This window comes from Frigoribacterium sp. CFBP 8751 (assembly GCF_014841545.1).
GTDB lineage: Bacteria > Actinomycetota > Actinomycetes > Actinomycetales > Microbacteriaceae > Frigoribacterium.
This window is the reverse complement of the sequence record NZ_JACYUB010000002.1, coordinates 355,589-378,733: the sequence shown is the minus strand read 5'-3', so window position 1 is coordinate 378,733 and position 23,145 is coordinate 355,589. Positions and strand designations below refer to the sequence as shown.

Annotated in this window: 24 protein-coding genes; 6 read left to right on the top strand and 18 right to left on the bottom strand. The window is 71.0% G+C overall.

Annotated elements, in window-relative coordinates:
* Window positions 1-26: 26 nt before the first annotated feature.
* From dprA to IFT88_RS07560, 8 genes are all read right to left on the bottom strand, one after another.
* A complete protein-coding gene (gene dprA, locus IFT88_RS07595; RefSeq protein WP_342212102.1) occupies window positions 27-1,289 on the bottom strand; it encodes a DNA-processing protein DprA in 1,263 nt (420 codons plus the stop codon).
* Window positions 1,286-2,815, bottom strand: coding sequence for a YifB family Mg chelatase-like AAA ATPase (locus tag IFT88_RS07590; RefSeq protein ID WP_192119804.1), 1,530 nt, complete (start codon window positions 2,813-2,815; stop codon window positions 1,286-1,288). The genes dprA and IFT88_RS07590 overlap by 4 nt, the downstream gene beginning before the upstream one ends.
* Window positions 2,812-3,177: a YraN family protein gene (locus IFT88_RS07585; RefSeq protein ID WP_043596322.1), complete on the bottom strand. Its 366-nt coding sequence runs from the start codon at window positions 3,175-3,177 to the stop codon at window positions 2,812-2,814. Before IFT88_RS07585 ends, IFT88_RS07590 begins: the two co-directional genes overlap by 4 nt.
* A gap of 151 nt (window positions 3,178-3,328) precedes the next feature.
* Window positions 3,329-3,652 (bottom strand): DUF2469 domain-containing protein, encoded by a 324-nt coding sequence (locus IFT88_RS07580; RefSeq protein ID WP_043596320.1) that lies wholly within the window; start codon window positions 3,650-3,652, stop codon window positions 3,329-3,331.
* Between the two features lie 74 nt (window positions 3,653-3,726).
* Entirely contained in the window at window positions 3,727-4,365 is a 639-nt protein-coding gene (locus IFT88_RS07575) for a ribonuclease HII (RefSeq protein ID WP_192119802.1), read from the bottom strand.
* A complete protein-coding gene (gene lepB / locus IFT88_RS07570; protein ID WP_043596317.1) occupies window positions 4,362-5,111 on the bottom strand; it encodes a signal peptidase I in 750 nt (249 codons plus the stop codon). The genes IFT88_RS07575 and lepB overlap by 4 nt, the downstream gene beginning before the upstream one ends.
* 67 nt (window positions 5,112-5,178) lie before the next feature.
* The gene (gene rplS / locus IFT88_RS07565) at window positions 5,179-5,526 is read right to left on the bottom strand and encodes a 50S ribosomal protein L19 (protein ID WP_043596315.1); all 348 of its coding nucleotides are present in this window, start codon (window positions 5,524-5,526) and stop codon (window positions 5,179-5,181) included.
* Between the two features lie 160 nt (window positions 5,527-5,686).
* Entirely contained in the window at window positions 5,687-6,256 is a 570-nt protein-coding gene (locus IFT88_RS07560) for a hypothetical protein (RefSeq protein WP_052505371.1), read from the bottom strand.
* 38 nt (window positions 6,257-6,294) lie between these two features.
* Here IFT88_RS07560 and map point away from each other — a divergent pair, with 38 nt between their 5' ends.
* A complete protein-coding gene (map, locus tag IFT88_RS07555; protein WP_192119800.1) occupies window positions 6,295-7,065 on the top strand; it encodes a type I methionyl aminopeptidase in 771 nt (256 codons plus the stop codon).
* Window positions 7,066-7,119: 54 nt separating this feature from the next.
* Here the strand turns inward: map and trmD are convergent, their stop codons facing one another.
* From trmD to rpsP, 4 genes are read right to left on the bottom strand one after another with little or no spacing between them, the layout of a single operon-like run.
* Complete coding sequence (gene trmD, locus IFT88_RS07550) at window positions 7,120-7,812, bottom strand: tRNA (guanosine(37)-N1)-methyltransferase TrmD (RefSeq protein WP_192119798.1); 693 nt, start codon at window positions 7,810-7,812, stop codon at window positions 7,120-7,122.
* A gap of 3 nt (window positions 7,813-7,815) precedes the next feature.
* Window positions 7,816-8,439 (bottom strand): ribosome maturation factor RimM, encoded by a 624-nt coding sequence (gene rimM / locus IFT88_RS07545; protein WP_231567151.1) that lies wholly within the window; start codon window positions 8,437-8,439, stop codon window positions 7,816-7,818.
* A 4-nt stretch (window positions 8,440-8,443) separates the two neighbouring features.
* Window positions 8,444-8,680, bottom strand: a complete 237-nt coding sequence (locus IFT88_RS07540) for an RNA-binding protein (RefSeq protein ID WP_043596309.1) — start codon at window positions 8,678-8,680, stop codon at window positions 8,444-8,446.
* A gap of 3 nt (window positions 8,681-8,683) precedes the next feature.
* Window positions 8,684-9,100: a 30S ribosomal protein S16 gene (gene rpsP, locus IFT88_RS07535; protein ID WP_043596307.1), complete on the bottom strand. Its 417-nt coding sequence runs from the start codon at window positions 9,098-9,100 to the stop codon at window positions 8,684-8,686.
* Window positions 9,101-9,403: 303 nt separating this feature from the next.
* Here rpsP and IFT88_RS07530 point away from each other — a divergent pair, with 303 nt between their 5' ends.
* Entirely contained in the window at window positions 9,404-10,549 is a 1,146-nt protein-coding gene (locus tag IFT88_RS07530) for a glutamate--cysteine ligase (RefSeq protein ID WP_043596306.1), read from the top strand.
* A 107-nt stretch (window positions 10,550-10,656) separates the two neighbouring features.
* Here the strand turns inward: IFT88_RS07530 and ffh are convergent, their stop codons facing one another.
* Window positions 10,657-12,231, bottom strand: coding sequence for a signal recognition particle protein (gene ffh, locus IFT88_RS07525; protein WP_043596303.1), 1,575 nt, complete (start codon window positions 12,229-12,231; stop codon window positions 10,657-10,659).
* A gap of 104 nt (window positions 12,232-12,335) precedes the next feature.
* Here ffh and lipB point away from each other — a divergent pair, with 104 nt between their 5' ends.
* A complete protein-coding gene (lipB, locus tag IFT88_RS07520) occupies window positions 12,336-13,019 on the top strand; it encodes a lipoyl(octanoyl) transferase LipB (RefSeq protein ID WP_192119796.1) in 684 nt (227 codons plus the stop codon).
* Window positions 13,016-14,002 (top strand): lipoyl synthase, encoded by a 987-nt coding sequence (gene lipA, locus IFT88_RS07515; protein ID WP_056225794.1) that lies wholly within the window; start codon window positions 13,016-13,018, stop codon window positions 14,000-14,002. The genes lipB and lipA overlap by 4 nt, the downstream gene beginning before the upstream one ends.
* 77 nt (window positions 14,003-14,079) lie before the next feature.
* Here lipA and ftsY read toward each other — a convergent pair whose 3' ends face one another.
* Window positions 14,080-14,949 carry a signal recognition particle-docking protein FtsY gene (gene ftsY, locus IFT88_RS07510; protein WP_043596298.1) on the bottom strand — a complete coding sequence of 290 codons (870 nt, stop codon included), beginning with the start codon at window positions 14,947-14,949 and terminating at the stop codon, window positions 14,080-14,082.
* Window positions 14,950-15,158: 209 nt separating this feature from the next.
* Here ftsY and IFT88_RS07505 point away from each other — a divergent pair, with 209 nt between their 5' ends.
* A complete protein-coding gene (locus tag IFT88_RS07505; protein WP_056046204.1) occupies window positions 15,159-16,175 on the top strand; it encodes a TerC family protein in 1,017 nt (338 codons plus the stop codon).
* A gap of 88 nt (window positions 16,176-16,263) precedes the next feature.
* Complete coding sequence (locus IFT88_RS07500; RefSeq protein ID WP_192120183.1) at window positions 16,264-16,845, top strand: histidine phosphatase family protein; 582 nt, start codon at window positions 16,264-16,266, stop codon at window positions 16,843-16,845.
* 373 nt (window positions 16,846-17,218) lie between these two features.
* Here IFT88_RS07500 and IFT88_RS07495 read toward each other — a convergent pair whose 3' ends face one another.
* From IFT88_RS07495 to rpmF, 4 genes are all read right to left on the bottom strand, one after another.
* Window positions 17,219-20,932 carry an AAA family ATPase gene (locus IFT88_RS07495; protein ID WP_192119794.1) on the bottom strand — a complete coding sequence of 1,238 codons (3,714 nt, stop codon included), beginning with the start codon at window positions 20,930-20,932 and terminating at the stop codon, window positions 17,219-17,221.
* A gap of 140 nt (window positions 20,933-21,072) precedes the next feature.
* On the bottom strand, window positions 21,073-22,083 hold the full coding sequence (locus tag IFT88_RS07490; RefSeq protein ID WP_192119792.1) for a DNA-formamidopyrimidine glycosylase family protein: 1,011 nt from the start codon (window positions 22,081-22,083) through the stop codon (window positions 21,073-21,075).
* Between the two features lie 2 nt (window positions 22,084-22,085).
* A complete protein-coding gene (gene rnc / locus IFT88_RS07485; protein ID WP_043593936.1) occupies window positions 22,086-22,838 on the bottom strand; it encodes a ribonuclease III in 753 nt (250 codons plus the stop codon).
* Window positions 22,839-22,875: 37 nt separating this feature from the next.
* Window positions 22,876-23,079: a 50S ribosomal protein L32 gene (rpmF, locus tag IFT88_RS07480; RefSeq protein ID WP_043593937.1), complete on the bottom strand. Its 204-nt coding sequence runs from the start codon at window positions 23,077-23,079 to the stop codon at window positions 22,876-22,878.
* Window positions 23,080-23,145: the final 66 nt, after the last annotated feature.

Genomic DNA, 23,145 nt, shown 5'->3' with positions numbered 1-23,145 from the left:
GACCCCGGCCCTCGCATGCCGACAGGCTAACCATCACGGCGCCCCCGCACCCGTCGCCACCCCGACCCGTGCCGTCGGGCCGCGCCCGAGAGGTCGAGTTCGGCCAGCACGTCGCGGACCGTCTCGAGCGACAGACCGCTCGCGACGGCCAGTTCGTCGGTCTCGCGGGTCGCCGTCGTGCTGAGGGCGTCCAGCACCCGCATCGTCTCGGGGTCGAGCCGCCGCCCCTGGTACGACGCCACGACGAGGTCGGTCGGCACCCCGGCGAGTGCGAGGACCTCGTCGGCACTCGTCACGCACTCGGCCAGACCGGATCGGATCAGGGCATGGCAGCCCACGGACGACGGCGAGGTCACCGGACCGGGCACGGCCCCGACCGGACGACCGAGCGACTGGGCGTGAGCGGCCGTGTTCAGCGACCCCGAGCGTCCGCCGGCCTCGACGACGACGGTCGCGGCCGTCAGGGCCGCGATGAGCCTGTTGCGTTGCAGGAAACGCCACCGTGACGGTTTGCCCCCGCAGGGGGCCTCGGAGATCATCAGACCCGTCTCGAGGATGCGTCGCAGCAGGCCGTCGTGCCCGGCCGGGTAGAGGTGGTCGACTCCCCCGGCCATGACCGCCATCGTCGTCGCCGACGCGGCCAGGGCCGCCCGGTGGGCCGCACCGTCGATGCCGTAGGCGGCACCCGAGACGACCGCGAGGCCGCGGTCGGCCACGCCGTCGGCGAGCTCGGCCGACACCTGCTCGCCGTAGGCCGTCGCCGCTCTCGAACCGACGATGGCGATGCTCGACGCCGGTACCGGGACGCACGCCGGACCTCGCGCCCAGAGGGCCACGGGGGCATGGTCTCCGAGCTCGTCGAGGACCGTGGGCCAGAACGGCGTACCCGGCACGAGCAGCCTCGATCCCACGACGGTCGCCGTGTGGAACGACCGGAGGATCACCCCGGTCTCGAGTCGTGGCCGCCACCTCTTCAACGCCCGCACGAGGTCGAGCCGCTCGACGTCGTCGAGGGTCGCCCCGGCCTCGACCAGCGCCCCGGACAGGAGACCCGGGCGGGGTTCGTCCCGACCGACCGCAGCCTCGAGCACGACGCGGAGACCGACGGTCGGCCCGAGCAACGCCCGGACGACCCCGCCCACCGCGTCCCCCGGTTCGACCACGCCCGTCCAGGCGCCCAGGGCGAAGGCCCGGACGGTCTGCGCCTCGCTGAGATCGTCGACGTCCGGCAGGACGGGCCGCACGAGATCGGCCAGCTCGGTGGAGGTCGCCCTGAGCAGGTCGCTCACAGCGACTGCCGCATGCTCAGGGCCCGCACGACGTGACGGCGGACGGGGGCAGGGTCGCCGTCGAGGTCGGCGAGGGTCCAGGCGACGCGCAGCACGCGGTCGTAGCCCCTCATCGTCAGGGCACCGGTCTCGAGAGCCCGGTCGACGGGCTGCGAGTCAGCCACGGCCAGGCGGTTCGCCGGGTCGCGCAGCCAGGTACCGGGGACCTCGCCGGACAACCGCCAGGGGGTGCCGTCGAGCCGACGGGCGGCACGGTCACGGGCCCGGTCGACGCGGTCGCGAGCCTGGCGCGTCGTCGTCGGGACGACGTCGGCCGAGGCTCGGAACTGGGACGAACTGATGCGGGCCACCCGCAACTGCAGGTCGATGCGGTCCACGAGCGGCCCGGAGAGCTTGCCGAGGTACCGACGCCGCTGATGCGGGGAACAGCTGCAGTCGGAGTCGCGGGAACCGTACTGCCCGCAGGGGCAAGGATTGGCCGCGGCGACCAGCTGGAACCTCGCCGGGAAGCGAGCCACCGACCTCGACCGGTGGACGACGGTCTCACCCGATTCGAGAGGCTGGCGAAGGCAGTCGAGGACCGTCTGCTGGAACTCGGGCGCCTCGTCGAGGAACAACACGCCGCGGGTCGCCCTCGACGCGGCACCGGGCCGGATGACCCCGCTGCCGCCGCCGACCAAGGCCGCCGCGCTGCACGTGTGGTGAGGCGCCTCGAACGGCGGACGCCGGTCGAGATCGCCCGTGACGGCGACCCCGGCCAAGGAGCGGATCGACGCGACCTCGAGGGCCGAGTCGGCGTCGAGGTCGGGCAGCAGTCCCGGCAGGCGGGCCGCCAGCATGCTCTTGCCCGCACCGGGAGGGCCGACCATGAGGAGGTGGTGACCGCCGGCCGCGGCGACGACGAGCGCCTCGACGGCGTCGACGTTGCCGATGACGTCCGCGAGGTCGAGTTCGGCCGGCACCGTCGGTTCGGAGCGCGATCTCGTGATGGCCTCAACCGGTTCGGGTTCGAGACCTGCGCCGTGCCAGATGGCGGCCTCGCGGAGGCTCGGCACGGGCACCACGCGGATGCCGGGCACGAGGGCCGCCTCGTCGGCGTTGTCGGTCGGCACCATGACGGTGGTGGCCCCCGCCCGACGCGCACCCAGCACGGCGGGCAGGACGCCGTCGACGGGGCGGAGTCGGCCGTCGAGACCGAGCTCGCCCAGGTGGACGACGCGCTCGACGGACTCGGCGGGAACGACTTCGGCTGCGGCCAAGGCCGCGATGGCGATGCCGAGGTCGAAGGACGACCCCTGCTTGGGCAGCGAGGCCGGTGACAGGTTGACGGTCAGCTTGCGCGCCGGCAAGGCGCACCCGGAGTTCGTCGCGGCGGACCGGACCCGGTCGCGGGCCTCGCCCAGCGACGTGTCGGGCAGACCGATGATCACGAACGCCGGCAGCCCGGCACCCATGTCGGCCTCGATCTCGACCAGGGCACCGTCGACCCCCAGCAGGGCGACCGCCCTCGTCCGCGCCACGCTCATGCTCCCGCCCCGCGGACGTGGTCGATGCGCTCGTGCCCCGCGCACCGCTCGACCGTGATGCCCACGACGTCGATGCGCAACCCCCGGGGCGTCGTGGAGGGATGCGCCTGGCACCAGGCGCCCGCCAGCCGTCGCAGACGCGCCAGCTTGGCCGGCGTCACGGCCTCGAGGGCGTGGCCGTAGCCGGTGCCCGACCGCGTCTTGACCTCGACGACGACCAGCACGTCTCCGTCCAGGGCGACCAGGTCGATCTCGCCCTCGCGACACCGCCAGTTGCGCTCGACGACCCGCATGCCCTGCGCCTCGACGTACTCGGCCGCGACGTCTTCGCCGCGCCGACCCAATTCGTCCTTCTTCGCCATGTCTGACCTCCTGCCAGCAGGCTGGCGGAGGCCTGTCCCTCGGGGGGCGGGCGGGACATCGTCTGGGGACGCCACCGATCCGGTGACGGCTGGGGACGAGCCGTGTCAGACGAGTCGCATCCCGCGGCAACGGGTCACGTCGCGGCCGGGACTACTCGTCGAGGGCGAGTTCTTTCGGCAGCTCGAGATCGCGGGTCGTGAGCTCTTCGACGTTCACGTCCTTGAAGGTGAGCACCCGGACCGACTTGACGAAACGGTCGGAACGGTAGACGTCCCACACCCAGACGTCCGTCATCGAGAGTTCGAAGTAGAAGTCGTGCTCGGTGTCGCGCCGGACGAGGTCGACCTCGTTGGCCAGGTAGAAGCGCCGCTCGGTCTCGACCACGTAGCGGAACTGCGACACCACGTCGCGGTACTCGCGGTACAGCGCGAGCTCGACCTCGCGGTCGTAGTCTTCGAAATCGTCCTCGTCCATCGGAGGATCATCTTACGCGGCCCCCGGGGCGGCGGACGCCGAAGGCCTGCCGGTTCGGACCTCTGCCCCGGGAGTCAGTGCAACCAGGTGAGACGGTGCAGTGGCGACGGCCCCAACTCGGACAGTGCACCGTAGTGCGCCGACGAGCCGTAGCCCTTGTTGCCGGCCCAGCCGTAGCCCGGGTGGACGCCGTCGGCCTCGATCATCAGCCGGTCGCGCTCGACCTTGGCGATGACCGACGCCGCCGCCACCGACGCACAGTCGCGGTCGGCCTTGATCCGGGTCGTGATGCGGGGAGGGGTGGTGAGCTGGGGCGACAGGTAGTCGTGGTTGCCGTCGAGCACCACGACGGACTGCATGATGCCGACGCCGGCGTGGTGCAGCGCGGTCAGGGCACGCTTGCCGGCCAGGCCGAGCGCGACGACGATGCCCAGCCGATCGACCTCGTGCGCCTCGGCGAAGCCCACCGCGTGATGGGACACCCACGACGTCGCCAGCGGGTAAAGGGCCTCGCGTCGCTTCTCGGACAGGAGCTTCGAGTCGCGCAGACCCGCGGGGACGTCGAGGCACTCGACGTGCACCGCCCCGAGCCCGACGGCGACCGGCCCGGCGATGGCACCCCGACCCACCTCGTCACAGCCGATCACCCAGGTCGCTCCGGTGGCGTGCAGCTCGCGCTCGAATTCGAGCGTGGGGTCGACGACGGGGCTCATTCGCCCTCTCGTTCGGTGCCGCGGAAGACGTCGGGGTAGTCGCCGAGCCACGTCCAACGGTCGGTGGGCCAGCTGATGACGAAGGCGCGCCCGACGACGTCGCTCATCGGGACGAACCCCTTGCTCGGGGTGGCGCCGTTGTAGCGGCTGTCCTTCGAGTTGTAGCGGTTGTCGCCCATGACCCACAGGGAGTCGGCGGGGACCGTGACCGAGAAGTCGTCGGCCGAGACGCGGGTCTCGCCCGGAGGCAGGTTGACGTAGGGCTCGTCGAGGGGGACGCCGTTGACCGACATCTGGCCGAAGTCGTTGCAGCACTCTACCGTGTCACCCGGCAGGCCGATGACCCGCTTGATCAGGTGGTCGTTGCTGTCTTGTGCACCGAGCCCGACCAGCGTCAGGAACCACGAGATGCCGTCGGACACCGGGTTGCCCGTGGTGGTGCTGATCGGCGCCGTGCCGTCGAGCCACCCACCCGGGTCGGTGAACACCACCACGTCGCCACGCTTGACGTCGACGAGGTCGGGCACGAGCTCGTTCACGATGATGCGGTCGTTGATCTGGAGCGTCTGTTCCATCGACCCGGACGGGATGTAGAACGACCGGATCAAGAACGTCTTGATGAGGAACGAGATGAGGAGGGCCGCCAAGAAGATGACGAGGACGTCGCGCACGAACGTGCCGATGCCGCGCTTCCCGCCGTCGTCGCGTCGAGGACGCAGGGCGCGCCTCACTGTGTCATTCGTCATTTAACCACCCGAGCTCCCCGCCATCTTAGATGGCGGGGAGCTCGGTGGATGTCGCGGGGACGCGTGACTAGTTGTCGCGCTTCTCCTTGATCTTGGCCTTCTTGCCGCGCAGCTCGCGCAGGTAGTACAGCTTGGCGCGACGGACGGCACCACGGCTGACGACCTCGATGTGGTCGATGACCGGGGAGTGCACCGGGAAGGTGCGCTCGACGCCGACCTGGAAGCTCACCTTGCGGACCGTGAAGGTCTCGCGGATGCCCTCGTTCTGCTTGCCGATGACGACACCCTGGAAGACCTGGACGCGCGAGCGCGTGCCTTCGATGATGTTGACGTGCACCTTGACGGTGTCGCCGGCGCGGAAGTCGGGGACGTCCGAGCGGAGGTTGGCGGAGTCAACCGCGTCGAGGATGTGCATTGTCGTTCGCTCTCTGCAACCGCCACAGGTCGACTGCGTGTCTGGGGCACGTCACGCGCCCGTCATGATGAAGAAGGTGTGCTCTGGATCGGCAGACTCCCCTGTGGCAGAGTCGTGCGCAGGCACAAGCGCCTATTGTGCCACAGCGCGGGCGCCCGTGTCAGCCTCGCGGCGTGATGGTGATGACGGGGCCGTCGTCGCCGTAGCCGGGCCGACGCCCCGCGGCGGCCCCGGTGCCCGACGCGACCCTCTCGAGATCGGCGAGCGACGTGGCCATGCGGGCCCGCGCCTCCTTGACGAACTGCCACAGGGCCGAGGCGAACAGGCCGACGCCCGCCGCGATCGTCACGACGGCACAGAGCGCGAACAGGGCGGTCGAGAGGTCGAGGGACGAGGCCCCGCCGGCGACCTGCGTGAAGGCCGACGCGGACGCCGACTCGGCGGAACTGTCGACGATGAAGAACCCGAGACCGAGCTGCCCGAGCCACGACAGCGTGAGCAGACCGACGTCGGCCCACGACACGGCCTTCGCCTGTCGGACGCTGCGGCGACCCACCACCACACCGGTGGCCACCGCCTGCCCCACGAAGAGCAGGGGCACGAGCAGCAGCTGGCCCACGAACTGGAGTCCCAACGGGACGCCGAAGAACGCCCGGCCCAGCAGCACCCAGAGCGGAAGCACGAACACGGCCACCCAGAGGAGGCGGTAGAAGACCCGGCGCATCGTCATGCGGTCGAGGCTACGAAACGATCGTGAAGAATGGCTGCATGATCGAACTGCGCACGCCCGACGAGATCGAGCGCATGCGGCCCGCCGGAGCCTTCGTCGCCCGCGTGCTCGAGGCGACCAGGGCTGCTGCACGACCGGGGATCGACCTGCTCGAGATCGACGAGCTCGCGCACGGCATGATCCGCGAGGCGGGCGCCGAGAGCTGCTACGTCGACTACCACCCGTCGTTCGGTGCGAGTCCGTTCGGCAAGGTGATCTGCACGTCGGTCAACGACGCGGCCCTGCACGGCCTGCCGCACCGCCACCGGCTGCGCGACGGCGATCTGCTCAGCCTCGACTTCGCCGCCTCGGTGGACGGCTGGGTCGCCGACTCGGCCGTGTCGTTCGTCGTCGGCGAGCAGGCGTCGCCCGAGGACCTCCGCCTGATCGAGACGTGCGAGGTCGCTCTGGACGCCGGCATCGCCGCCCTGAGGCCGGGCGCCAAGCTGGGCGACGTCTCGGCGGCCATCGGCCGGGTCGCCCGCAGCGCGGGCTACGGCGTCAACCTGCAGTTCGGCGGCCACGGGGTCGGACGGACCATGCACGGCGATCCCCACGTCCCGAACGACGGACGCGCGGGCCGGGGCTGGCCGGTGCGGCCCGGGCTCGTCGTCGCGATCGAACCCTGGCTGATGCGCGGAACCGACGAGATCGTCACCGACGCCGACGGCTGGACGCTGCGCAGCATCGACGGTTCGAGGGCGGCGCACGTCGAGCACACCGTGGCCGTCACCGAGGACGGACCGCTCGTGCTCACCGCACGCGGCTGACCTGGACGAGGCGGGGCCGCGGACCCTGGCCCGCACCTCGACCCGCGGACCCCGTCAGCCGAGCAGGTCGGGCCGCACCCGACGGGTGCGTTCGAGCTGCTGCTCACGACGCCAGGTCGCGATGGCCGCGTGGTTGCCGCTGAGCAGCACGGGAGGGACGTCGAGACCACGCCAGGACGCCGGCTTGGTGTAGCTGGGGTACTCGAGCAGGCCGTCTTCGTGGCTCTCTTCGGTGAGGCTCTCGGGGTTGCCCACGACACCCGGGACGAGACGCCCGATGGCCTCGATCATCGCCGTGACCGCGACCTCGCCGCCGTTCAGCACGTAGTCGCCGAGGCTGATCTCACGCACCGTCGCCCGGGTGGCGGCGTGCTCGACGACGCGCTGGTCGATGCCCTCGTACCGGCCGCAGGTGAAGACCAGATGAGGCGCGAACGCGAGCTCCCGCGCCATGGCCTGGGTGAACGGCGTGCCCGCCGGCGACGGGACGATCATGATCGTGTCGTCGGGCGTGGACGTGTCGCCGAAGACGTGGTCGAGCGCCTCGCCCCAGGGCTCGGGACGCATGACCATGCCGGCCCCGCCACCGTAGGGCGTGTCGTCGACGGTGCGGTGCCGGTCGTGCGTGAAGTCACGCAGGTCGTGCACGGCGACGTCGAGCAGCTTCTGCTGCCGGGCCTTGCCCAGCAACGAGATGTCGAGCACCCCGAAGAACTCGGGGAAGATCGACACGATGTCGATGCGCACGCGTCAGCGCTCGTCGTCGGGAGCGGACTCGCCCTCGGAGGCCGGCTCGTCGACGCCGTCGAACGCCGGCTCGTCGTCCGTGTCGTCGGCCAGCTCTTCGAACAGCCCTTGCGGCGGGGTCACGACGACCACGCCGGCCTCGACGTCGACCTTCGGCACGAGGGCCGAGACGAACGGGACGAGAACCTCGCCCGACGCGGTGTCGACCGCGAGGAGGTCTTGGGCCGGCAGGTGATCGACCCGGGCCACGGTGCCGACGACGACACCGTCACGTTCGACGCGGAGGCCGACCAGCTGGTGGTCGTACCAGGCGTCGTCCTCGTGCGGCAGCTCGTCCGTGTCTTGGTCGACCCAGAGGATCGCCTTGACGAGGGACTCGGCGGCAGTGCGGTCGTCGACGCCCTCGAAGAAGCCCACCGGGTGGCTGTTGTACCAGCGCAACTCGGTGAGGGTGAGGGTCTTGTCGTGCCAGGCGCTGTCGGCGGGCACCTGCAGGCGGAACACGGCACCCGGCACGAAGCGCTGTTCGGGGGTGTCGGTGAAGAGTTCGAGCTTGAGGGCGCCCTTGAGGCCGTGGGCCTTGGTGAGGCGCCCCACCCGGAGTTCGGTCTTGCGGTCGGACGGCACGGCTCTAGAGATCGCCGTCGACGACGTCGACCCGGACACGCTTGCCGTCGGCCAGTGCCGTGATCAGGGTGCGGAGGGCCTTGGCGGTGCGGCCGGCGCGGCCGATCACGCGACCGAGGTCGTCCGCGTGGACGTGCACCTCGAGGACGTCGCCTCGCGGGGAGTTCTTCTCCACGACCTGCACCTCGTCCGGGTGATCGACGATCCCCCGGACGAGGTGTTCGAGTGCAGGTGCGAGCACCGACTACGCCTCGGTGGTCTCGGCGTCGTCGCTGGACTCGGCGGGAGCCTCGGCCTTGACGGCGGGCTTCTCGGTCTTGGGCACGAGGACCGGCTTCTTCTTCTCGTCGGCGACGAAGGCCTCTTTCGGGGCCTTGGTCTTGACGGTGCTGACGGCGTCGGCGTCGCCCTTGAACTTGCCCCAGTCACCCGTGAGCTTCAGCAGCGCGGCGACCTGTTCGGTCGGCTGTGCGCCGACGGAGAGCCAGTACTGCGCACGCTCGGACTCGACCTCGATGAACGAAGGCTCTTCGGTGGGGTGGTACTTGCCGATCTCTTCGATGACGCGACCGTCACGCTTGGTGCGCGAGTCGGCGACGACGATGCGGTAGTAGGGGGCGCGGATCTTGCCCATGCGCTTGAGACGGATCTTGACAGCCACAATTCTCCTGTGTGATGTGATGTGGGCGAGTAGCCAGCCGTGAGCGTGGGGGCACACTCGGCTCGAAAGCTCTGATGGGAGTCGAACGTCGCCTGATTAGAGGGTCGGACGACAGAAGACTCGACCTCCCATTGTTGCAGACGAAAGGCCATCTGCACGAATTGCTTCGCGTCGTGTTGGGCACCGCGCCTCCCCGGCGTCATCGGACGACTCAGGACGTGCCCACCTGCTCCGTCGACGGCCCCCTGCGCGCCCCGGCTGGCAGGATGGACCCGCCCTGACGCCCACGGGAAGGCCACGCGGATGCGCATCGATTTCACGACCTCAGAGCGGTCGACCCTCGGCGTCGAGTGGGAGCTCGCCCTCGTCGACCACGAGTCGGGCGAGTTGGCGCCGCACGCCCCGGCGATCCTCGCCGACCTGGCGCACGTGAACGACGGCGGCCCCGAGCGGCTGACCAACGAACTGCTCACCAACACGGTCGAGGTCGTCACGGGCGTCCACCACCGCGTCGCCGACGCCGTCGACGACCTGAAGGGCACGATCGACCAGGTCCGCGGCCCCGCCTCGGTGCTCGGCGCCGACCTGATGTGTGCCGGAACGCACCCCTACAGCCGCTACGTCGACCAGGAGGTGACCCCCGACAAGGAGCGCTACGCCACGCTGATCGACCGCACGCGCTGGTGGGGCCGCCAGATGATGATCTGGGGGGTCCACGTGCACGTCGGCATCGACGACCGCGCCAAGGTGCTGCCGATCCTCAACGGCATGCTCACCTACCTGCCGCACTTCCAGGCCCTGACGGCGTCCAGCCCGTTCTGGGTCGGGGAAGAGACGGGATACGCCTCGAACCGGGCCCTGATGTTCCAGCAGCTGCCGACGGCGGGTCTGCCGCCCCAGTTCGCGACCTGGTCCGAATACGAGGCCATGGTCGCCGACATGACCCACACCGGCGTGATCGACGACCACAGCGAACTGCGCTGGGACCTGCGTCCCTCGCCGAAGTGGGGCACCCTCGAGACGCGCGTCTTCGACGGCATCGCGACGACCGACGAGCTCGCCGCCGTGACGGCACTGGTGCAGTGCCTCGTCGACGACATGTCCGAGCGGCTCGACCGCGGCGAGACCCTGACGAGCATGCAGCCGTGGTTCGTCCGCGAGAACAAGTGGCGCGCCGCCCGGTACGGCATGGACGCCATCGTGATCCAGAACGCGGCCGGCGACGAACGACTGGTGACGGACGACCTGCGCGAACTCGTGACGTCGCTCGAGCCGGCGGCCGAACGCCTCGGCTGCCTCGACGAACTGCACTCGCTCGCGGTGATCACCGACCGCGGGGCCAGCTACCAGCGCCAGCTCGCCGTCGCCGCCGCCCACGGCGGAGACCTCCGGCCCGTCGTGGCCTCGCTGGTCCGCGAGTTCGACGAGGGGTTGTCCGCAGCCGAGTGAGTCGCCGCGTCCGACGTCGTGCACGGACGACGTCGGGCACGGACGACGACGCCCGCCCCGCGTCATGCGGGACGGGCGTCGTCGATCAACAGGAGGCGCGGGTCGGGTCAGCCGCGCCCGAGCATCTTCTGCAGCGACGCGAGCTCTTCGGGCGAGGGTGCCGTGCCGCCGGCCGTGGCCCCACCACCGCCGCCGAGTCCGAAGCCGGAACCGCCGGGAGCGGACGAAGCGGGCTTGGCGCCGGTGGCGAGGGCGGCGTTCTGAGCGGCGCGCTTGGCCGGGTTGCCGGCCTTCGAGCCCTTCTTCTTGGGCTGCGCCTTCTTGCCGGCGTACGAGGCGCCGGGGATCGGGCCCATGCCGGGGACCTGGGGCACGCCGCCCTTGGCGACGGTCTTCATCATCTTCGAGGCCTGCTCGAAGCGCTGCACGAGCTGGTTGACGTCGGTGACGGTCATGCCCGAACCGCGCGCGATGCGGAGGCGACGCGAGCCGTTGAGCAGCTTGGGCATCGCACGCTCTTGCTGCGTCATCGACTGGATGATCGCCTCGGTGCGGACGATCTCGCGCTCGTCGAAGTTCTCGAGCTGCTCGCGCATGCCCTTGGCGCCCGGCAGCATGCCGAGCATGCCCTTGATCGAGCCCATCTTGCGCAGTTGCTGCATCTGCGTGAGGAAGTCGTCGAGCGTGAAGGAGTCGGTCGCGATCTTCTGCGCAACCGCCATCGCCTCTTCTTCGTCGAAGGCCTGCTGGGCCTGCTCGATGAGCGAGAGGATGTCACCGAGGTCGAGGATGCGGCTCGCCATGCGATCGGGGTGGAACGGCTCGAAGTCGTCGAGCGACTCGCCCGTCGACGCGAACATGATGGGGCGGCCGGTGACCGACGCGACGCTGAGGGCGGCACCACCGCGGGCGTCGCCGTCGAGCTTCGAGAGCACGACGCCGGTGAAGTCGACGCCGTCCTGGAAGGCCTTGGCGGTGGCGACGGCGTCCTGACCGATCATCGCGTCGATGACGAACAGCACCTCGTCGGGGTCCACGGCCTTGCGGATGTTCGCGGCCTGCTTCATGAGCTCGGCGTCGACGCCGAGACGACCGGCCGTGTCGACGATGACCGTGTCGTACTGCTTGTCGCGGGCGTACTTGATGGCCTGCTTGGCGACCTTCACCGGGTCACCCACGCCGTTGCCGGGCTCGGGCGCGAAGACGTGGGCGCCGGCCTGCTCTCCGACGACCTGCAGCTGCGTCACCGCGTTGGGACGCTGGAGGTCGGCCGCCACGAGCATGGGCGTGTGGCCGTCCTTCGCGAGCCACTTGGCCAGCTTGCCCGCGAGCGTCGTCTTGCCGGCACCCTGGAGGCCGGCGAGCATGATGACGGTCGGCGGGTTCTTGGCGAACTCGAGCCGACGCTGCTGACCGCCGAGGATCTGCACCAGTTCTTCGTTGACGATCTGGACGACCTGCTGCGCGGGGTTCAGGGCCTTGCTGACCTCGTCGCCGAGGGCGCGGTCGCGCACCGTGTTCGTGAAGGCCTTGACGACGTCGAACGCGACGTCGGCGTCGAGCAGGGCGCGACGAATCTCGCGCACGGTGCCGTCGACGTCGGCGGGACTCAGCTTGCCCTTGTTGCGGAGGTTCTTGAAGGTTTCCGCGAGGCGGTCGGAGAGGGTTCCAAAAGTGGCCATGGTGCGCCCATCTTAACCGACCGTCGGCGTCCCGCGCTGCGTGGCCGCACCTCCTCGGCTCGGCTTTCTTGTACTCGGTGCATCAATGAGGTTACCCTCGGGGCATGACCACGACGCGACGTGTCGGCCTGACGGGTCCGCCGCTCGACTACCGCGAGGGGCTGCGCCTGCAGCGGCGACTGCATGCCGACGTGGTGGCCGGCCGGCTCGACTCGGCACTCGTCCTCTGCCAGCACCCGTCCGTCTACACGGCGGGTACGCGCACGCAGCCGACCGACCTGCCTCGCGACGGCTCCCCCGTCGTCCCGGTCGACCGCGGCGGACGCATCACCTGGCACGGCCCCGGCCAGCTCGTGGCGTACCCGATCGTGCGCCTGCCCGAGCCGCTCGACGTCGTCGCGCACGTCCGCGCGCTCGAGGCGTGCCTGATCGAGGTGTGCTCGGGCGTCGGAGTGTCGGCCGTGCGAGTGGCCGGGCGCAGCGGTGCCTGGGTGCCGGGGCCCCTCGGTGACGACAAGGTCGCGGCGGTCGGCGTGCGGGTCGCCGAGGGCGTGACGATGCACGGAGTCGCCCTCACCTGCGACGCCGACCTGTCCCCCTACGCCCAGATCGTGCCCTGCGGCATCACCGACGCCGGCGTGACCAGCCTGACCCGCGCCTCCGGGAGGCGCGTGGCCGTCACCGACGTCGCGGACGCCCTCGAGACGGCCCTGACCGCGTACCTGACCAGCCTCGAGACCGGCGGACGCCGGCCGGCCCGACCCGACCCCGTGGGAGCCCACCGATGACGACGACCGCCCCCGAGGGCCGACGGCTGCTGCGCGTCGAGGCCCGCAACGCCGAGACCCCGATCGAGAAGAAGCCGACCTGGATCAAGACCACCGCCAAGCAGGGCCCCGAATACCGCGCCCTGACCGAGCTCGTGGTCGACAAGAAGCTGCACACCGTCTGCCAGGAGGCCGGCTGTCCGAACATCTTCGAGTGCTGGGAGGACCGCGAGGCGACGTTCCTGATCGGCGGCTCGCAGTGCACGCGCCGCTGCGACTTCTGTCAGATCGACACGGGCAAGCCGAGCCCGATCGACCGCCGCGAGCCCCTGTCCGTCGCCGAGTCGGTGCGCGAGATGGGGCTGCGTTACGCGACCGTCACCGGCGTCGCGCGCGACGACCTCGACGACGGAGGCGCGTGGCTCTACGCCGAGACCATCCGCCGCGTCCACGAGCTGAACCCGGGCACGGGCGTCGAGATCCTCGTCCCCGACTTCAACGCTCGCCCCGACCTGCTCGGGCAGGTCTTCGACGCCCGGCCCGAGGTCTTCGCCCACAACGTCGAGACGGTGCCGCGCATCTTCAAGCGCATCCGCCCCGCGTTCACCTTCGAGCGGTCCCTCGACGTCATCACGCAGGGTCACGACGCCGGCCTCGTGACGAAGTCGAACCTGATCCTCGGCATGGGTGAGGAACGAGGTGAGGTCATCGACGCCCTCGAACGACTCCGGGAGGCGCACACCGACATCATCACGCTGACCCAGTACCTGCGCCCCAGCCCCCGGCACCTGCCGGTCGCCCGGTGGGTGCACCCGGACGAGTTCGTCGACTTCCGCGAGATCGCGGAGGACATGGGCTTCAGCGGTGTGCTCGCCGGGCCGCTCGTGCGGTCGTCGTACCGTGCAGGTCGACTGTGGGCGCGGGCGACCGAGGCACGCGGCGGAGTCGTGCCCGAAGCGCTGCGCCACCTGCTCGAGGCGGGGGCCGGGCGCCAGGCCGTGTGACGCGCCCCGGGGTGGACGCAGGAGGCGCGGGTCGCGTGACCCGCGCCTCCTGCGTCCGTGCCGGGGCGCGTGGGCGCCTACGCGATGAGGTTCTGGACGAACACGTGGGGGGTGAAGCCGGTGAGGTCGCCGATGCCCTCGCCCTGACCGACGAGCTTGATCGGGATGCCGGTCTGCTCCTGCACCGCGAGGACGAATCCGCCGCGGGCCGAGCCGTCGAGCTTCGTCAGGACGAGGCCGGTCACCCCGGCGTGCTCGATGAAGGCCTGCGCCTGGGCCAGGCCGTTCTGGCCGGTCGTCGCGTCGAGCACGAGCAGCACCTCGGCGATCTCGGTCTGCTTCTCGACGACGCGCTTGATCTTGCCGAGCTCGTCCATCAGGCCCGACTTCGTCTGCAGTCGCCCCGCCGTGTCGATCAGGACGATCTCGATGCCCTCGCGCATGGCGAGCTCGACGGTCTGGAAGGCCACCGACGCAGGGTCTTGGCCCTGCTGCTGGGGGCGGACGATGCGGGCGCCGGCACGCTCGGCCCAGGTCGCGACCTGCTCGACGGCCGCCGCACGGAAGGTGTCGGCCGCCCCCACGACGACCGAGCGGTCGTAGTTCCGCAGGAACTTGGCGAACTTGCCGATGGTCGTCGTCTTGCCGACGCCGTTGACGCCGACCATGAGCACGACGGCGGGTCGGGCGCTGAGCTTGAGGGTCGAGTCGAGCTTCGAGAGCCGTTCTTCGAGCGTCTCGCGCAGCATGCGCTTGAGGTCGGCGGGGTCGGTGGTCGAGTAGCGCTGCACCTTCGCCTGCAGGTCGTCGATGATCTGCTCGGTCACGTCGGGGCCGAAGTCGGCGCCGATCAGGGCGGCCTCGAGGTCGTCCCACGTGGTCTCGTCGATCGTCTTCTTGGCGAACATGCCACGGAGGGCACCGGAGAGGGACCAGGGGGAAGCCATGCGGGCCAGCTTATTCGGCCCCGGACGAGACCGCGGACGTGCAGAGGCTGTAAGCTCGCCAGGTTGAAGGGGAGTACTCCCACGCGGTGGCGTCGTCAATACGGAAGAGACCGATCTCGACCCGGTGCACCGGTTCGCAGCCGTCCTGATCAGGACGCGACGCGAGTGGAGGAGACCTTCGGTACCCGCTGCGTACTGGAGGTACACACATGGACGTCCATTTCTTGACCTGGGCGATCACCATCGCCGGCATCATCGGCCTGCTGTTCTTCGACTTCTTCAGTCACGTCCGCACGCCGCACGAGCCGACCATCCGCGAGTCGGCCATCTGGTCGGGCGTCTACATCGGCATCGCCGTCCTGTTCGGCGTCGGCGTCGGCGTCTTCTCGAACTGGACCTTCGGTGGCGAGTACTTCGCCGGCTACATCACCGAGAAGGCCCTCTCGGTCGACAACCTGTTCGTCTTCCTGATCATCATGACGAGCTTCGCGGTGCCCCGCATCTACCAGCAGAAGGTGCTGCTCGTCGGCATCGCCATCGCCCTGCTCTCGCGCGGTCTGTTCATCGCGGCCGGCGTGGTCATCATCGAGAACTTCTCGTGGGTCTTCTACCTCTTCGGCATCCTGCTCTTCTGGCTCGCCTACAGCCAGGTCAAGGGCGGCCACGGCGACGACGAGAAGGACGAGGCGGACAGCAAGCTCATCCGTGCCCTGCGCCGTGTCATCCCCACCTCGCAGGACTACGACGGCCAGAAGCTGACCACCAAGGTCGACGGCAAGCGCCTCTTCACCCCGCTCTTCCTCGTCATGGTCGCGATCGGCCTGACCGACGTGCTCTTCGCGCTCGACTCGATCCCGGCCATCTTCGGCCTCACGCAAGAGGCCTACATCGTCTTCACGGCGAACGCGTTCTCGCTGCTCGGCCTGCGTCAGCTGTACTTCCTCATCTCGGGTCTGCTCGAGCGCCTCGTGTACCTGGCCCAGGGCCTGGCGGTCATCCTCGCCTTCATCGGCGTCAAGCTGCTGTTCCACGCCCTGCACGTCAACGAGGTGCCGTTCATCAACGGCGGCGAGCCGATCACCTGGATCCCCGAGATCCCGATCTGGTTCTCGCTCGGCTTCATCGTGCTGACCATCGCCGTCGCGACGGTCGCCAGCCTCGCGAAGACCCGACGGGACGCCCGCGCGAAGGCCGGCGTCACGGCGAGCACCGACGACGACCACTGATCCCCCGGCGGGCGGCCTCCATGCGGGGCCGCCCGCCGTCACTCCCCCGCGGCACCGCCGCGGCCGCACCATGGAACGGAACACCCCGATGCGCCTCGAACTCATCCGCCACGGTCAGACCGACTGGAACCTCGCCCACAAGCTCCAGGGCTCGTCCGACATCCCGCTGAACGACACGGGTCGCGGCCAGGCCCTCGAGGCGGCGCGGCTGCTGGCCGGCGTCGAGTGGAGCGCCATCGTGTCGTCGCCGCTCGGGCGCGCCCGCGAGACCGCCGAGATCATCGCCGCCGAGCTCGGCATCGAGTTGGGCGACGCCTACGACGAACTGATCGAGCGGGACTACGCCTCGCACGAGGGCCGCACCCCCGAGTCGCCGATCCCCGACCAGCCCAACGCCGACTACCCCGACATCGAACCCCGCGAGTCGGTCGCCGCCCGGGGCGTCGGCGCGCTCGAGATGATCCGCGACACGCGACTGCCGCTCGACGGTGACGACGCCCACATCGTCGTCGTCTGCCACGGCACGATCATCCGCTTCACCCTCGCCGAGATCCTCGGCCGCGAGGTCCCGCACATCGAGAACGCCGCGGCGAACACGGTCGAGTGGGACGGCACCGCCTGGCACGTGCTGAGCATCAACGGCGGGGTCCTCGACACGCCGATCGACTGACACCCGGTGCCCCACGGGGCACGACGAGAACGAACGAGGCGCGGCCACGCAGGTCGCGCCTCCTGCGTTTCTCGTCGGGTCGTGTCGGGTCAGGCCCCTGGCCCTGGCATGGTCCGAGCCGACCGACGCGAGGGATCACCGCGTACCGGACCCGACCGCTCGGAGGGGTCGGGGCGTGCCGAACCCGACCGCTCGCAGGGCTCACGGCGGGCCGAACCCGACAACTCCTGCGCGACGCGCCGCTCAGTTCTCCCCGAGCAGACGGCTGGAGGCCTCCTGGTCGCGATGTGCACAGGAGGGGCGGGCGGGGACGAGCGGGCGGAGCGGGCAGGGGTGAGGGCGGGTGGTTCGGCTCGGGGAGGGCGAACGGGGGTCAGGAGGCGGCGGGGGCGGCGGTGCCGCGCTCGGCGACGACGCGCTGACCGACGACGGCGCTGACGCCGTCCTGACGCATCGAGACGCCGTAGAGGGCGTCGGCGATCTCCATCGTGCGCTTCTGGTGCGTGATGACGATGAGCTGGCTCGACTCGCGCAGGTCCTCGAAGATGGTCAGCAACCGGCCGAGGTTAGCGTCGTCGAGGGCCGCCTCGACCTCGTCCATGATGTAGAACGGGCTCGGCCGGGCCTTGAAGATCGCGATCAGCAGCGCCACGGCGGCCAGCGACCGCTCGCCGCCCGACAGCAGCGACAGCCGCTCGATCTTCTTGCCGGCCGGTTTCACCGTCACCTCGATGCCGGTCGCCAGCAGGTCGTCGGGGTCGGTCAGGTGCAGCGAGCCGCTGCCTCCCGGGAAGAGGATCGGGAACACCTGGTCGAAGGCGGCCTGGGTGTCGGCGAACGCACTCGCGAAGATGGTCTGCATCTTGTCGTCGATCTCGTCGATGATCGTCAGGAGGTCCTTGCGGGTGCCGGTCAGGTCGGCCAGCTGCTCGGTCAGGAAGAGATGGCGCTGTTCGAGCGCCGCGAACTCCTCGAGGGCCAGCGGGTTGACCCTCCCGAGCCGCGCGAGCTTCTTCTCGGCCACGGCGAGCCGGCGCTGCTGGGCCGCCCGCTCGAAGGGCACGCCCCGGGGAGGCGCGGCGTCGCCCCCGGGGAGCGTCGCGTCGTCGAGGTCGGTGGCGCCGTCGGGTGCGCGATCGGCGGCACGGGCGGCACGCTCCCCCGCGGCGTCGTCCTCGCCTGCGGCGTCGTCCTCGCCCGCGGCCTCGACGTCGACCAGGTCGACCTCGGCGTCGACGGACGGTCGGACCACGACCTCGTCGTCACCCGGCACGGGCACGTGCGGTCCGTACTCGGCCACGAGCACGTCCTCGACGAGGCCGAGCTCGGAGCCGGCTCGTTCGAGCAGCCCGGACAGGTGCAGCTTGTTCTCGTAGATCTCCATCTCGAGTCCGTGCACGCTCTCGGTCACGGTGGCGAGCCGGTCGCGCAGCTCACGCTCGGCCCGGCGCAGCGCCTGCAGCTCGGTGTTCTGCTCTGCCCGGGCCGCCTCGGCCTCGGCCAGCACCGCGCGCGCCTCGGCCACCGACCGGGCGACCGCGTCCAGGGTCGGCGGCAGGGCCTCGAGCACCGACGACGTGGCGGCCGTCTGCCGCTGCCGCACCACCGTCCGACGCGCCTGGAGCTCGGCGGCCGCCCGTTGCTCGTCGAGCTGGCGTTGCAGTGCCTCGGCCCGGGCCATCTCGGCGCGGACCCGTTCGCGGACGGTCTCGAGGGCGATGCGACGCTCGGTCTCGACGGCCCGCGCGCTCTCGACCTCGGCCAGCAGGCCGTCACGCGCCGACGCGTCGAGCAGCGGCCGCGGGCGGGCAGCGTGCTCGTCGTGGGCGGCCGACGCCGCGTCGACGGCACGGCTCGCGGCGTCGACGGCCTCGACCGACGCGTCGAGGGCGTCGGAGAGACGGTCGACCTCGGCCTCGGCGGCCTCGACCCGGGCACGCAGACGACCGAGCTGTTGCCCGTGGGAGGTGACCCGCGCCTCCTCGTCCCGGGCGGCTGCCGCCGCCTCTTTCGCACGGGTGCGCGTCGCGGCGAGGCGGTCCCGCAGCTCGGCGAGTTCGGGGGCGAGGCGCTCGATCTCGGTGGCCACGCCGGTGAGCCGGACGGCGGCCGCGTCGCGCTCGGCGACGAGCTCGAGGCGCGACCGCTCGGCACCCGACCCGCCGCGCAGCACGTAGTCGGTCAGCACCTCGCCCGCCCGTGTGATGACGGTCACGGGGACCGGGTGGCCGGCGAGTGCCTGCCAGGCCGAGCGCGCGACCACGAGGTCGTCGGCCACGACGGTGGCGGCCAGCAGCCCGAGCACCCCGGGAGGCGCGGTGACGACGGCGGTGGCGGCGACGGCTCCGGTCGGGAGGTCGACGTCGAGCGTCGACAGGGGACGCACGGGCTCGGCCACGACGACCTCGACCCGGCCGAGCTCGGCCTCGGTGGCGTGCGCGACGGCGTCGACCGCGGCCTCGACGTCGTCGGCCAGCACCGAGTCGACCACGCTGCCGAGCGCCGCGGCGACGGCGGCCTCGTAACCGGGACGCACCTGCACGTGCTCGGCCACCAGGCCTCGGATGCCCGGTCGGCCCGCGGCCACGAGAGCGGCCGTGGCGTCGTTCTGGTCGAGGGCGAGCGACAGGGCACTCCGCCGGGCCGCGAGGGCGTCGCGCTCGCGTTCGGCCGCGTGCAGGCGGTCGCGCAGCTCGTCGACGCTCGCCGTGAGAGCCGTCAGCTGCTCTTCGGCCTCGGCCTGGACGGCGGCGTGATCGACCCCGTCGGCGTCGGCACGCGGCGACCGCTGCTCGAGCTCGGCGTACTCGGCCCGTCCGGCGTCCCGACGCGCCTCGGCGGCCTCGAGCGCGGCGCGTTGACGCAGCTGCTCGCCCCGGACGGCGGCGAGCCCCGACCGCGCCGTCTCGAGGGCGCCACGCAGGCGGGTGGCCTCGAGGTCGTGCTGCGAGACGAGGACGCTCTGCGCCTGGATCTCGACGTCGAGGGCGTCGAGGGACGCACGGACCGTGGCCAGCTCGGCCCCGGCCGCCCCCACCGCCGCCTCGGCCTGCGAGACGTCGCCGCGCAGGCGCTCGGCCTCGTCGCGGGCGTCGGCGACCATGCCCGCGCTGACGGTGGTCGCCACGGCGGGCTGGTCCGCCTGCTGGGCGAGCAGCTGGAGCCGCTGCTGCGCGAGGCTCGACAGGCTGCGCAGGCGCTCGTGGACCGACTCGAGTCCGAAGACCACCCGGCGGGCGTCGTCGACGGCGTCGCCGACCATGGCCTGCTCGAGGCGGTGCTCACGCTGCTTGTTCTCGTCGAGGCGGTCCTGCAGCACGAGGCGCTCGCTCTTGCGCTCGGCCTCGGTGCTCGACCGGGCCGTGAGCGACTCCCGCAGGGCGACGACCTCGTCCGCCAGGAGACGGGCGCGGGCGTCCCGGACGACCGCGGCGATGGTCTGCGCCTCGCGGGCGATCTCGGCCTGGCGCCCGAGCGGTTTGAGTTGACGGCGGAGCTCGCCCGCGAGGTCGCTGAGCCGCGTGAGGTTCGTCTGCATGGCCTCGAGCTTGCGGAGGGTCTTCTCCTTGCGACGACGGTGTTTGAGGATGCCGGCGGCCTCCTCGACGAAGCCCCGGCGGTCCTCCGGGGTGGCGCGCAGCACGGCGTCGAGCTGCCCCTGCCCCACGATGACGTGCATCTCGCGGCCGAGGCCGGAGTCGCTGAGCAGCTCTTGGACGTCGAGCAGCCGGCACCCCTCGCCGTTGATGGCGTACTCGCTGCCACCGTTGCGGAAGAGGGTACGGCTGATCGTCACCTCGGTGTAGTCGATCGGCAGGGCCCCGTCGGAGTTGTCGATCGTCAACACCACCTGCGCCCGACCGAGCGGACCGCGGGTCGAGGTGCCGGCGAAGATGACGTCCTCCATCTTGCCGCCGCGGAGGTTCTTCACCCCCTGCTCGCCCATCACCCAGGCGAGGGCGTCGACGACGTTGCTCTTGCCCGAACCGTTCGGGCCGACGACGCAGGTGACCCCCGGCTCGAAGGCGAACGTGGTCGCCGAGGCGAACGACTTGAAGCCCTTGAGCGTGAGGCTCTTCAGGTACATGCGCCGCGCCTCCTCGGGGCTCGTGACGGGTGGTGGACCGGGCGGACCGGGGCGTCGACGGCAGGTCGTGACCCGTTCTCAAGGATACGGGTGGAGGCCCCGCCGTCCGGGGAGGCGGGCGGCGCCGGACGAGGCGGGGGTCAGCGCGTGCGCACCCGCTGGCAGCGAGGGCAGAAGTGGCTCGAGCGGTTCATGAACGCCTCGCGCACGATGGGGGTGCCGCACCGCGGGCAGGGGCGACCTTGCTGCCCGTACGCGGCCAGGCGGTGGCTGAAGTAACCCGACTGGCCGTTGACGTTGACGTACTGGGCGTCGAAGCTCGTCCCGCCCTCGCCGAGGGCCTTGAGCAGCACGACCCGCACCTCGGCCAGCAGCACGCGGGCCCGCGCCCTCGACAACGACTCGGTCGGCTGCTCGGGGTGCACCCGCGCGGCCCAGAGGCTCTCGTCGGCGTAGATGTTGCCCACCCCGCTCAGCAGACCCTGGTCGAGCAGCGCGCGCTTGACACCGGTGCGTCGGGCCAGCAGGCGGGTGATCACCCGCGGCTCGTCGAAGGCCGGGTCGAGCGGGTCGCGCGCGATGTGCGAGACCTGCTGCGGCACCCGGCGCACCCAGGCGTCCGGATCGGCGTCGGTACCGGCGGTGGTGGTCGGCCGGGCGTCCGTCCCGGCCTCGACCGCGGCCTCGGCGTCGGACCCCAGGAGGCGCGGGCCGGCGAACCCCGCCGCCCGCCCGTCCAGCGTGGGCACGGTCTCGTCGAGGGCCATCGAGCCGAAGATGCGCTGGTCGACGAAGGCGAGTCGCACGGGGCCGAGCGACGGGCTGTCGACCTCGAGCCGGATGCGCATCAGGCGATCGGGTTCGGCGTCCCGGCTGCGGAGCAGGACCTGACCGCTCATGCCGAGGTGAGCCACGAGGGCCAGGGGCTGCTCGTGCGGCTCGGCCGGCTCGAAGGGGAACCAGAGGAACTTGCCCCGGCGGACGGCCGAGTCGATCGTGCCACCGACCAAGCGGTCGACGAAGTCGTCGCTCGGACCGCGGTGCCGCTTGAGCGACCGCTGGTCGAGGACGTCGACCGCCGTCACCACGGCACCGGCCACCACGGGGTGCAGACCGGCCCGGACGACCTCGACCTCGGGCAGTTCGGGCACGGTCAGGCGGTGGAGGCGGCGGCCCGACGGGCGGCGGCCACCCCGGCGGCCGACGCGTTGAGCGACGTCCAGGCCCCGAGGGCGGCGGCCATCTCGGCCTGCTTCTTGCTGCTGCCCGACCCCTCGGCGACGCCCTGCTCGTCACCCAGGGCGACGACCGCGTGGAAACGCTTGTCGTGATCGGGACCACTGTCGGTGACCGAGTACGAAGGCATGCCCCGACCCAGGGTCGCAGCCAGTTCTTGCAGGCTGGTCTTGGGGTCCATCGCGGCACCGAAACGATCGGGGTCGACGAGCAGCGGCGCCACGAGACGCAGCACGAGTGCCGTGGCAGCCTCGCCCCCGGCCTCGAGGTACGTCGCGCCGATGATGGCCTCGACGGTGTCGGCCAGGATCGAGTGCTTGTCCCGACCGCCGGTCAACTCTTCGCCGCGACCGAGGCGCAGGTACGGGCCGAGACCGATGATCCGTGCGACCTCGGCCAGGGCGACGGTGCTGACGAGACTGGCCCGACGCTTCGCGAGGTCGCCCTCGTCGAGGTCGGGGTTCTCGGTGAAGAGCATGACCGTGACGGCCTGGCCCAGGATGGAGTCGCCGAGGAACTCGAGGCGCTCGTTGTTGCCGACGCCGCCGTGCTCGTACGAGTACGACCGGTGCGTGAGCGCCTGGTCGATCAGGTCGTCGCTGAGCTCGATCTGCAGTCGGGACAAGAGAACAGCCCGGTCGGCACCAGGGCTCGACTCGGGCTGACTCATGCGCTCACCGCGAGGGTGGACGGGTTCACGTCGGTGATCAGACGTCGGCGACCTTGCGGCCCTTGTACTCCATGTACAGGGCGGTGCCGGCGCTGTCCTCGACGACCTTGGCACGGTGCGGCAGGCTGTAGGTGACCTTGCCGTTCTCGATCGTCTTGACGAGCTGGACCGGCGTGGCCTTCCACTGCGAACGACGAGCGTGCGTGTTGGAGCGTGACTGCTTGCGCTTCGGGACGGCCATGGGTTTCTCTTCTCTCTGTCGGCACCCTCACGGGTGCCTGGGTCTGACGATGGTGGGTGACGCGGT